The sequence below is a fragment of the Hyalangium sp. genome (assembly GCF_035629615.1).
Lineage (GTDB): Bacteria > Myxococcota > Myxococcia > Myxococcales > Myxococcaceae > Hyalangium.
In genome coordinates this window covers 1-10,128 of sequence record NZ_DASPHO010000068.1, presented here as the reverse complement: position 1 = coordinate 10,128, position 10,128 = coordinate 1, and the positions used below count along the sequence as shown (strand labels likewise).

Genomic DNA, 10,128 nt, shown 5'->3' with positions numbered 1-10,128 from the left:
CAAGCTGCTCGGCGACCCGTCGAACGTCCGCCAGAACCTGGAGGCCTACGTCCAGGGCTTCTCGCCGGAGGTGCGCGACATTTTCGAGCGGTTCGACTTCGCCGTTCAGATCGACAAACTCGCCAAGGCCAAGCTGCTGTTCTTGGTGGCGGAGAAGTTCGCCGGGATCGATCTCCACCCTAACCGAGTGTCGAACACACAGATGGGCCTCGTCTTCGAGGAGCTGATCCGCAAGTTCGCCGAGCTCTCGAACGAGACCGCCGGAGAGCACTTCACGCCCCGCGAAGTCATCCGGCTCATGGTCAACCTCCTCTTCATCGAGGACGATGCCGCGCTCTCGAAGCCCGGCGTCGTGCGCTCCCTCTATGACCCGACGGCCGGCACCGGCGGCATGTTGAGCGTGGCCGGCGAGCACCTGACCGGCCTGAACCCCGGTGCCCGCCTCGTCATGTACGGACAGGAGCTCAACCCCGAGTCCTACGCCATCTGCAAGGCGGACATGCTCATCAAGGGGCAGGACATCGCCAACATCATCTTCGGCAACACGCTCTCGGCGGACGGGCTGCACGGCAAGCACTTCGACTACATGCTCTCGAACCCGCCGTTCGGCGTGGAGTGGAAGAAGATCGAGAAGGAGGTCCGCAAGGAGGCCGAGCAGCTCGGCTACAACGGCCGCTTCGGCCCCGGCCTGCCGCGCGTGAGCGATGGCTCGCTGCTCTTCCTCCTGCACCTGGTCTCGAAGATGCGGCCGGCGAAGGACGGTGGCAGCCGCTTCGGCATCGTCCTCAATGGCTCGCCGCTCTTCACCGGCGGGGCGGGCTCGGGCGAGAGCGAGATCCGCCGCTACATGCTGGAGAATGACTTGGTGGAGGCCATCATCGGCCTGCCCACGGACATGTTCTACAACACGGGCATCAGCACCTACGTGTGGATCGTGAGCAACCGCAAGCCCGCCCAGCGCAAGGGCAAGGTGCAGCTCATCGACGCGAGCAGCTTCTTCCAGAAGATGCGCAAGAGCCTCGGCAGCAAGCGCAAGGAGCTGAGCCCCGAGCACATCGACGACCTCACGCGCATCTTCGGCAGCTTCAAGAAGGTGACGCGGGAGGGCGTGCCCATCAGCCGCATCTTCAAGAACGAGGACTTCGGCTACCGCACCCTCACGGTCGAGCGCCCCGAGCGTGACGGCCAGGGCCGCCCGGTGCTGGGCACGAAGGGCAAGGGCAAGGACAAGCCCGTGGCGGACGCGAACCTGCGCGACACGGAGAACGTCCCGCTCTCCGAGGACGTGGAGACGTACTTCCAGCGCGAGGTGCTGCCCCATGCGCCCGACGCCTGGATCGACCCCGAGAAGACGAAGGTGGGCTACGAGATTCCCTTCAACCGGCACTTCTACGTCTTCAAGCCGCCGCGCTCGCTCGCAGAGATCGACAAGGACCTGAAGGGCGTCACCGATCGCATCCTCACAATGATCGGCGGGCTCTCGCAATGAGCTTCCCGTGAAATCAGGGCTGAGCTCTCTCTTGGTGGCACTGCTGGTGGGCTGCACTGGCCCGGCGCAGGTGCTGCGTGTGGAGATGCAGCAGAACGGGCCTGCCGTCCACGTTCCAAGAGGTGAGCGCGCCCCGGTGGAGTTGGACGAGGAATCCTTCCAGGAGTCCTTCGCAGCTCAGGCCCCCGGCGTGGGCCTCTCTCCTCAACCGCTCCAGCAGGCACGGCGGCTGTGGTTGACCCCCTCCCGTGGCGCGTATGAGGGGACTCGGACACACCTGGGCCTTGTTTCGGTGAATACGCGAGAGGACGTGCCTCGAGCTCGCCTTCTTCCAGAGCCCACTGAAGAAAATGAGGACATCACTCGTGGCTACAGCCTGTGGTGCCAGGAGAAGTCCAAGCCCTCCGACTGTCTCCAGTTGCTGGAGGGGGGTGCCCTGTTGGACAAGGACGGCAAGCGCGCCCTGGCCTTGCACTTCGCCATGGCCTCGCTCTGGCTGGAGACCCAGGAGGCGCTGGGACGGATGGTGGATCCACTCGCCATTCAGGCCACTCTCATCTCCGCCATGACCCTGTACCTCATGCTCTGGGTGCTGCCCGAGCCTTTCTCCAAGGGGCTCGCGGCGGCCATGACGGTGGCGCTCATCGGCTACCTGGGCTTCGACACCGTCTGGAGCCTCTTCCAAGGCTGGACCCGGTTGGTGGCGGAGGTGGACAACGCCTCCTCGTTCGACCAGGTGCGCACCTCGGGGCGGCGCTTCAGCAAGGTGATGGGCCCCAACGCCGCCCGAGTCTTCGTCCTGCTCTTCACCGCCGCCGCCGGGAGCACCGCAGCCGGCTTCGCATCCAAGTTGCCCTCACTTCCCGGAGCCTCCCAGGCCACCCTGGTGGCCGAGGCACAGGGGGGCGTGCGTCTCTCCCTCGCTGCGGCGGTGGACACGGTGACTGTCTCAGCGCAGGGCGCCACCGTCGTCCTGGCACCCGGCGCCGTCACCATGGCCAGCCAGGGTGTCAGCAGCGGTGGCTCCCCTGCCCCCCGCAGCACGACCGTCTACGTCTCGCAAGGCCCCGGTGGGCAGGTGCAGTACGTGGGCATCACCCATGACCTGGCGCGACGTACGGCGGAGCAACTTCGGAAGAAGGGCATCAACATTGAAGAATTCATGAGCAATCTCTCACGGGAGGATGCACGCGCCGTCGAACAGGCTCTCATCGAACTCTATGGCCTTCAGAAGAATGGGGGCACGCTCCTGAACCGCATCAACAGCATTGCACGGTCAAATCCCAAGTACGCCAACCTGCTGCGCAGGGGAAAAGAGATCCTTGAGACTCTCAAGAACGTGGAGGGATTGGAATGACCAGCCCTCGCAAGAGAGCGCGGTTCGGAGACCTCTTCGAGGTACGCACACCGCGTGGCCTCGCCTATCTGCAATACACATCCAAGCATCCTGTTTACAACGATACCGTCCGCGTGCTTCCAGGGCTCTTCGCGCAGCGCCCTCCCCCTGATCAGTTGGCGGCCCTGGCAACATTGGAGGGTTATTTTACTTTCTACCGGGTGGGCCTTGCGGCCAAGCAGGGCCTCGTTGAGCTCGTCGGCAACTACCCCATTCCATCAGGCCTCGAGGCTCCTTCCAAGTTGCTGAGGGCGGGGTTCCGGACGCGTGAGGGCCAGGCACTCTCCTGGTGGCTCAGGGACGGGACCCACGAAACCTTGCTGAAGAGAGCGCTCACTCCTGAGGAAAAGCGCATCTCTCTGGCGCAGATGTGGAACCACGAGTTCCTGGTAGAGCGCCTGGCCGGACAGTGGCGGCCTGAACATGAGCATTCAGAACGTCCGCGCCAGGAGAATCAACACCCGAAGGCTCCTCTCGGCAACGGGCCGCCGCGCATGCGCCACTTCCTGTACTTCGCTCGGGCTAAGGAGAGCCAGGCCGTGGCGGGCGAGCTGCGTGAGCGCGGCTTCAGCGCCGAGCGCCGCAAGAGCGCTGACGGGAGGCGCTGGCTCGTTCTCGCCACGCACTCGCCCACTCCAGGGGATCCGACTGGGCTCTCCGTCCGTGAGGACTTGGAGCGCCTGGCCCAGCAACACTCGGGCGAGTACGACGGCTCGGAGATGGAACTTCCGGGGTGATGTGGGCACGTCCCAGAACACATCGCGGCGCTGCTACGAGCCTATGAGCGCTTCCCAGAAATGGGCGGGCGCGCCGCGCCACCCCTGAGGTAGCATGAGCGGGTGCCATGAGTGAACCCACCCTTTCCTCTTTCATCGAATCCGTCGCGGACCTGCTGCGCGGCGACTACATCTACGTCTTCAAGCCGCCGCGCGCGCTCGCGGAGATCGACGCAGACCTGAAGGGCGTCACCGGCCGCATCCTCACAATGATCGGCGGGCTCTCGCAATGAGCTTCCCGCGCTACCCGAAGTACAAGGACAGCGGCGTCGAGTGGCTGGGCGAGGTGCCGGCGCACTGGGAAGTGGGACCGCTGAAACGCTATTGGACAGTGACCGATTGCAAGCACATCACGGCGGAGTTCGTCGATGACGGGGTTCCGATTGTGAGCATACGCGAGGTTCAGGGCCGGTGGATCGACCTCGAAGAGGCCAAGTGCACCACCGAAATCTTCTATGAACTTCTAATTGAGGGCGGCCGTCGTCCCATGCCTGGCGACTTGATCTTCTCTCGCAACGCGACGGTCGGCGAGGTCGGACAAGTCCACGCTGACCACCCCAGATTTGCAATGGGGCAGGATGTCGTCCTCCTTCGCAAGCTTTCGCCTGAACTCTCGTCCGACTATATGCAGCAGGTGATTCGCTCGACCGCCGTGACTCACCAATTGGCAATGCTGATGATCGGTTCGACGTTCAAGCGCATCAACGTCGAAGAGATTCGATCACTTGTTGTGCCGACGCCCCCAGCCGCTGAGCAAAACAAGATCGCCGCCTTCCTCGACCGCGAGACCGCCAGGATCGACGCGCTGGTGACCGAGCAGCAGCGGTTGATTGATCTGCTGAAGGAGAAGCGCCAAGCCGTCATCTCCCACGCCGTCACCAAGGGGCTGAACCCCGACGCGCCAATGAAACCCTCGGGCGTCGATTGGCTGGGCGAGGTGCCGGCGCATTGGGAGGTGGTGCCGCTCAGGCATTCCATCACCAAAGTCGATCAGGGGTGGTCACCGCAGTGCTTGGGCGAACCAGCACCTGAAGGCGAATGGGGAGTCCTCAAAGTTGGCTGTGGCAATGGGGACAAGTTTGACCCGAGAGAGCAGAAAGCGCTTCCTTCGGATGTCGCTCCACTAGAACAGTACGAAATCAAGGCTGGCGATATTCTGATGAGCAGGGGCAATACACTTGAGCTTGTCGGCATGGCGACGCTGGTTCCGGAAGTGCGGCGGCGTCTCCTGCTCTCTGACCTCCTTTATCGCTTCCATGCGCTGTCTTGGTGCACGGACCCCGAGTTCTTGGTTTTGTCCCTTCGCTCTCGCAGCGTTCGTTTCCAGATCGAACGGGAGGCGACAGGCACGAGCCCATCAATGAAGAAGATCGGCCAGGCGACTGTTAGGTCGCTTGTCATCCCGCGTCCTTCGCTAACCGAGCAGCGTGCAATCGTCGGTTACATACGAGAGCAAACCGCGAAGATAGATTTGCTCGCCGCCGAAGCCCAGCGAGCCATCGAACTCCTCCAGGAACGTCGCGCCGCCCTGATCTCCGCCACTGTCACCGGCCAGATCGATGTTCGCGCCATCGCCGCCAGGGCCGCCGCGTGAGCCTCCACAAGGAAATCAGCTTCGAGACCGAGATCTGCGCGCACCTCGCGGCCCACGGCTGGCTCTACTCCGAGGGCGACTCCGCCACCTATGACCGCGCACGGGCGCTCTTCCCCGCTGACGTGCTGGCCTGGGTGCAGGCCTCGCAGCCCAAGGCGTGGGAGGCGCTGACGAAGAACCACGGCAGCAAGGCCGGGGAGACGCTGCTCAGCCGCCTGCGAGACCAGCTCGACCAACGCGGCACGCTCGACGTCCTGCGCCACGGCCTCGAGCTACTGGGCCTCAAGCAACCGCTCAAGCTGGCCGAGTTCAAGCCCGCGCTCGCCATCAACCCCGACATCCTCGCCCGCTACCAAGCCAACCGGCTGCGCGTGGTGCGACAGGTGCGCTACTCCGTCCACAACGAGAACAGCATCGATCTGGTGCTCTTTCTCAACGGGGTGCCTGTGGCGACGGTCGAGCTGAAGACCGATTTCACTCAGAGCATCACGGACGCCGTCGACCAGTACCGCTTCGACCGGCTGCCGTACCCCAAGGGGCAAGCCGCCGAGCCGCTGCTCTCCTTCCCGAGCGGCGCGCTGGTGCATTTCGCGGTGAGCAACAGCGAAGTCCACATGGTCACGCGGCTCGCAGGCCCGGAGACCGCCTTCTTGCCCTTCAACCAGGGCAACGACGGCGGAGCGGGCAACCCGGTGAACCCCGCCGGGGGCCACCGCACTGCGTACTTGTGGGAGCAGGTCTGGGCGCGCGAGAGCTGGCTCGAACTCTTGGGGCGCTACCTCATCGCCCAGCGCGACAAGAAGAAGCAGATCACCCGCGTCATCTTCCCGCGCTACCACCAGCTGGACGTCACCCGGAAGCTCCAGGCCGCCGTGCTCGCGGACGGGCCTGGCGCGAAGTACCTCGTCCAGCACTCGGCCGGGTCGGGAAAGACGAACTCCATCGCGTGGACGGCGCACTTCCTGGCCGAGCTGCACGACGCCCAGCACAAGAAGGTGTTCGACACGGTGCTGGTCGTCTCCGACCGCAACGTCATCGACTCCCAGCTCCAAGAGGCCATCTTCGACTTCGAGCGCACCACCGGCGTGGTGGCGACGATCACCCACAAGGACGGCAGCAAGAGCGGCAAGCTCGCCGAGGCGCTCTCGGGCGACAAGAAGATCGTCGTCTGCACGATCCAGACGTTCCCCTTCGCCATCAAAGCCGTGCGTGAACTGTCCGCGACGCAGGGCAAGCGCTTCGCGGTCATCGCCGACGAGGCCCACAGCTCGCAGACGGGCGAGGCCGCGTCCAAGCTCAAGGCCGTCCTCTCCCCGGAGGAGGTGGCCGAGCTCAACGACGGTGGCGAAGTGAGCAGCGAGGACATCCTGGCGGCGCAGATGGAGTCACGAGCCGCTGATTCGGGCATCACGTTCGTCGCGTTCACGGCCACGCCGAAGAACAAGACGATGGAGCTGTTCGGCACCCGGCCGGACCCGTCGCGCAAGCCCGCGCCCGACAACATCCCGACGCCGTTCCACGTCTACTCCATGCGCCAGGCCATCGAGGAGGCGTTCATCCTCGACGTGCTGAAGAACTACACGCCGTACAGCCTGGCCTTCAGGCTCGCCCACGAGGGCAAGGAGATCGACGAGAAGGAGGTCGAGAAGAGCGCCGCGCTGAAGAAGATCATGGGCTGGGTGAGGCTCCACCCCTACAACATCGCCCAGAAGGTGCAGGTCGTGGTGGAGCACTACCGCGCGCACGTCGCCCCGCTGCTCGGCGGCCAGGCCAAGGCGATGGTCGTCGTGGCCAGCCGGCTCGAGGCCGTGCGCTGGCAGCTCGCCATCGAGAAGTACATCCAGGAGCACGGCTACAAGATGGGCACGCTCGTGGCGTTCTCCGGCGAAGTCCTCGACAAGGACTCCGGCCCGGATCCCTTCACGGAGCACAGCCGGACGCTGAACCCCCACCTGAAGGGCCGCGATATTCGCGAGGCGTTCAAGGGCGGCGAGTACCAGGTGCTGCTCGTCGCCAACAAGTTCCAGACCGGCTTCGACCAGCCGCTGCTCTGCGGCATGTACGTAGACAAGCGCCTGGCGGGCATCCAGGCGGTGCAGACGCTCTCGCGGCTGAACCGGGCGTACCCGGGCAAGGAGACGACGTACGTCCTCGACTTCGTCAACGACCCGGCCGAGGTCCTCGAAGCCTTCAAGGCGTACTACACGACGGCGGAGCTCTCGGCCACGACCGACCCGAACCTGGTGTTCGACCTGCGCGCGAAGCTTGACGCTGCCGGCCACTACGACGACTTCGAGGTGGACCGTGTGGTCGGCGCGGAGCTTGACCCCAAGGCGAAGCAGAGCGATCTCGTGAAGGCCCTCGAGCCGGTGGTGGACCGGCTGATGAAGCGGTTCAAGGCCGCGCAGTCGGCGTTCAAGGACGCGAACGAGAAGTCCGACACCAAGGCCAGCAAAGAGGCCAAGGCCGAGCTCGACGCCCTCGTCCTCTTCAAGTCGGACATGGGCGCGTACCTGCGCCTCTACACGTTTCTCTCGCAGATCTTCGACTACGGCAGCACCTCCATCGAGAAGCGGGCCCTCTTTTACAAGCGCCTCGTGCCGCTCCTCGAGTTCGGACGCGAGCGCGAGGCCATCGACCTCTCGAAGGTCAAGCTCACGCACCACACGCTGAAGGGGCACGGCAAGGCTTCGATGGTGCTCGAGGCGGGAGAGAAGCCGCTGCTCTACCCCCTCACTGAGACGGGAGGAGGCAGCGTGCAGGAGAGGGAGCGCGCTCGACTCAACGAGATCATCGAGAAGGTGAACACGCTGTTCGAGGGCGAGCTCTCGGACCAGGACAAGCTCGTCTACGTGAACAACGTCCTGATGGGGAAGCTGCTGGAGTCCCCCACGCTGGCCCAGCAGGCCGCGAACAACACGAAGGAGCAGTTTGCGAACTCGCCCGATCTTCAGAGCGAGATCATGAACGCCATCATCAGTGCCCTCGACGCGCACACGCTGATGAGCACGCAGGCGTTGAACTCCGACACCGTCCGGGGCGGCATCAAGGACATCCTGCTCAACCACGCGCAGCTGTGGGAGGCCCTTCGGTCTAAAGTGAGCGCGGGACACACAGAGGGGGCGAAGCCGTAGGCAGCGACCGGAGGCCGCAAGCACCGCTATTCCCTTCTGCACAGGTATGGCCTGGTGCAGAGTGAGGGGACTGACCCGCAGTTCCTTGGAGGGGTTCCCTGTATGAAGCGTGCTTCCCGTCTGCTGGCGGTGCTGTGCCTTGCTCTCTTCTCTGTTCAGGTGTCCGGGTGCTTCGGCCAGTTCGCCCTCACCCGCGCGATGTGGCAGTTCAACAAGGACGTCTCGTCCAACAAGTTCCTTCAGTGGGCCGTCTTCCTGGTGATGGTCATCGTCCCCGTGTACGGCATCGGCGCGCTGGTGGACGCGCTCGTCATCAACAGCATCGAGTTCTGGACCGGCTCGAACCCCGTCGCCAGCGCCGAGACTCCGGACTCCCAGACGCGCGTGGTGCGCCTGAGCCCCAATGAGACGCTGCGGCTGACCCGGGACGAGGCGGCAGGCGTGATGAAGGTGGAGGTGGAGCGCGCCGGCCAGGCGCCGGTGGTGCGCTACTTCGAGCTGCTCGAGAACGGCATGGCGGTGCGTGACGAGGGCGGCGCGCTCCTCATCCAGGCACAGGGGCAGGTGGATGGCTCCGTGACGGTGTCGGACGCCGCGGGCACGACGGTGGCCATGCACTCGGCCGAGGCCGTGGCACAGGCGCGCCAGGTGCTCCTCGACGATGGCGCCGCGGGCCTGGCCCAGTACGCCCAGAACCAGGTGTCGCCGCTCTCCCAGGGCCTGGCGCAAGTCTGCGTGGACGCGCCGTAACCGGCAGGCCCAGTTGAAGCCCCCGGAGGACTGAGCGGGCGTTGAACCAAGGCACTCGGGCAAGTCAGCGGAGTCCGCAGGCCCCTCTACCCCTCTTCCCGGGCCGGAACTCCGGGAAGGCCTGCTGGCGGCGGGGCCGAAATGAACCTGTCAGACAAGCAGCCAGGTGGGTGGCGGAGCCTGCTGGCGGCGCCCGGCACGAACCTGTCTGACAGGTAGACAGGTTGGCGCAGGCGGCGCCCGGCAGAGGGCCCCGGCAAGCTCGGGTTATGGTTTGTTTGAACCCCTGCTTGTGGGGAGCAAGAAAGTGGTCTTGGAGCCGCTCCGTGATCTCGGCAGAGACGAAGGGGTTCCCCTGGTCGTGACGCTGGTGGACGGAACCGTGGTTCCGCTCCTCGTGCGGCCACCGCGCCGGGAGCACTGGGGATGGACGGACTATCAGGTGAACGTGTTCAAGGACCGCGAGAACTACAACGCGGTGCTCTGTTCGACCCTTCGCGCTCCGAATCGACCGGGCTGAGATCGTCCCCGGTCAGCCAGGGACGATTGCAGTCATGGCGCACCGGGATGCCTTGAATTCTCCCTCTCGGGGGTCTCCATCGTTGACTCGTTCCGGTGAGCCACCGCTCAGCGGATGCGGCTCGAGCCCAGAGGGGCACAAGCCGCTCCCGCGGGTTCAAGGCAGCGGGATCGGCTCCGGGCCGAAGCCCGCATCCATCGCCGTAGAGGCGAAGCGGCCCTCCAGGCTGCGGCCCGAGCCGTAGCCGTCCCCGCGCTGGAAGGACATGGAGAAGTTGCCGCGCGTGGGCTGATCGATGCCGCCGCCCTCCTCCAGCTCCAGGTCTCCCTTGTCCACGGGACCGAAGACGCGGGCGGGTTCGCCGGCGGCCAGGTGCACCACCGTGGCCCGGGCTCGCCCGGAGTCCGTGTTGCCCGACAGATTCACCGTGCTCCCGGGTGTCAGCTCGAGCCCCTCGGTGGCCACCGTG

8 protein-coding genes and 2 pseudogenes are annotated in these 10,128 nt (G+C 65.0%); 9 read left to right on the top strand and 1 reads right to left on the bottom strand.

Features of this window, described 5'->3' with window-relative positions:
* The 9 genes and pseudogenes from VD972_RS03035 to VD972_RS03000 form a co-directional block, all read left to right on the top strand.
* Positions 1-1,489 (top strand): class I SAM-dependent DNA methyltransferase (locus VD972_RS03035; protein WP_324980441.1); only part of this gene is annotated, 1,489 nt, incomplete at its 5' end.
* A gap of 7 nt (positions 1,490-1,496) precedes the next feature.
* The gene (locus tag VD972_RS03030; RefSeq protein ID WP_324980439.1) at positions 1,497-2,846 is read left to right on the top strand and encodes a hypothetical protein; all 1,350 of its coding nucleotides are present in this window, start codon (positions 1,497-1,499) and stop codon (positions 2,844-2,846) included.
* A gap of 533 nt (positions 2,847-3,379) precedes the next feature.
* Entirely contained in the window at positions 3,380-3,622 is a 243-nt protein-coding gene (locus VD972_RS03025; RefSeq protein WP_324980436.1) for a ribonuclease E inhibitor RraB, read from the top strand.
* 18 nt (positions 3,623-3,640) lie between these two features.
* Positions 3,641-3,715: pseudogene (locus tag VD972_RS45390) on the top strand (DUF5953 family protein); the annotation flags it as partial.
* Positions 3,716-3,729: 14 nt separating this feature from the next.
* Positions 3,730-3,894, top strand: a complete 165-nt coding sequence (locus VD972_RS03020; protein ID WP_324980430.1) for a hypothetical protein — start codon at positions 3,730-3,732, stop codon at positions 3,892-3,894.
* On the top strand, positions 3,891-5,255 hold the full coding sequence (locus VD972_RS03015) for a restriction endonuclease subunit S (RefSeq protein WP_324980428.1): 1,365 nt from the start codon (positions 3,891-3,893) through the stop codon (positions 5,253-5,255). Before VD972_RS03020 ends, VD972_RS03015 begins: the two co-directional genes overlap by 4 nt.
* Positions 5,252-8,389 (top strand): type I restriction endonuclease subunit R, encoded by a 3,138-nt coding sequence (locus tag VD972_RS03010; protein WP_324980426.1) that lies wholly within the window; start codon positions 5,252-5,254, stop codon positions 8,387-8,389. The genes VD972_RS03015 and VD972_RS03010 overlap by 4 nt, the downstream gene beginning before the upstream one ends.
* 102 nt (positions 8,390-8,491) lie before the next feature.
* The gene (locus VD972_RS03005) at positions 8,492-9,139 is read left to right on the top strand and encodes a DUF3332 domain-containing protein (RefSeq protein ID WP_324980424.1); all 648 of its coding nucleotides are present in this window, start codon (positions 8,492-8,494) and stop codon (positions 9,137-9,139) included.
* A gap of 166 nt (positions 9,140-9,305) precedes the next feature.
* Positions 9,306-9,659, top strand: a complete 354-nt coding sequence (locus tag VD972_RS03000) for a DUF2381 family protein (protein ID WP_324980422.1) — start codon at positions 9,306-9,308, stop codon at positions 9,657-9,659.
* Between the two features lie 156 nt (positions 9,660-9,815).
* On the opposite strand, the pseudogene VD972_RS02995 reads toward VD972_RS03000, so the two are convergent.
* Positions 9,816-10,128 (bottom strand): annotated as a pseudogene (locus VD972_RS02995) (hypothetical protein); the annotation flags it as partial.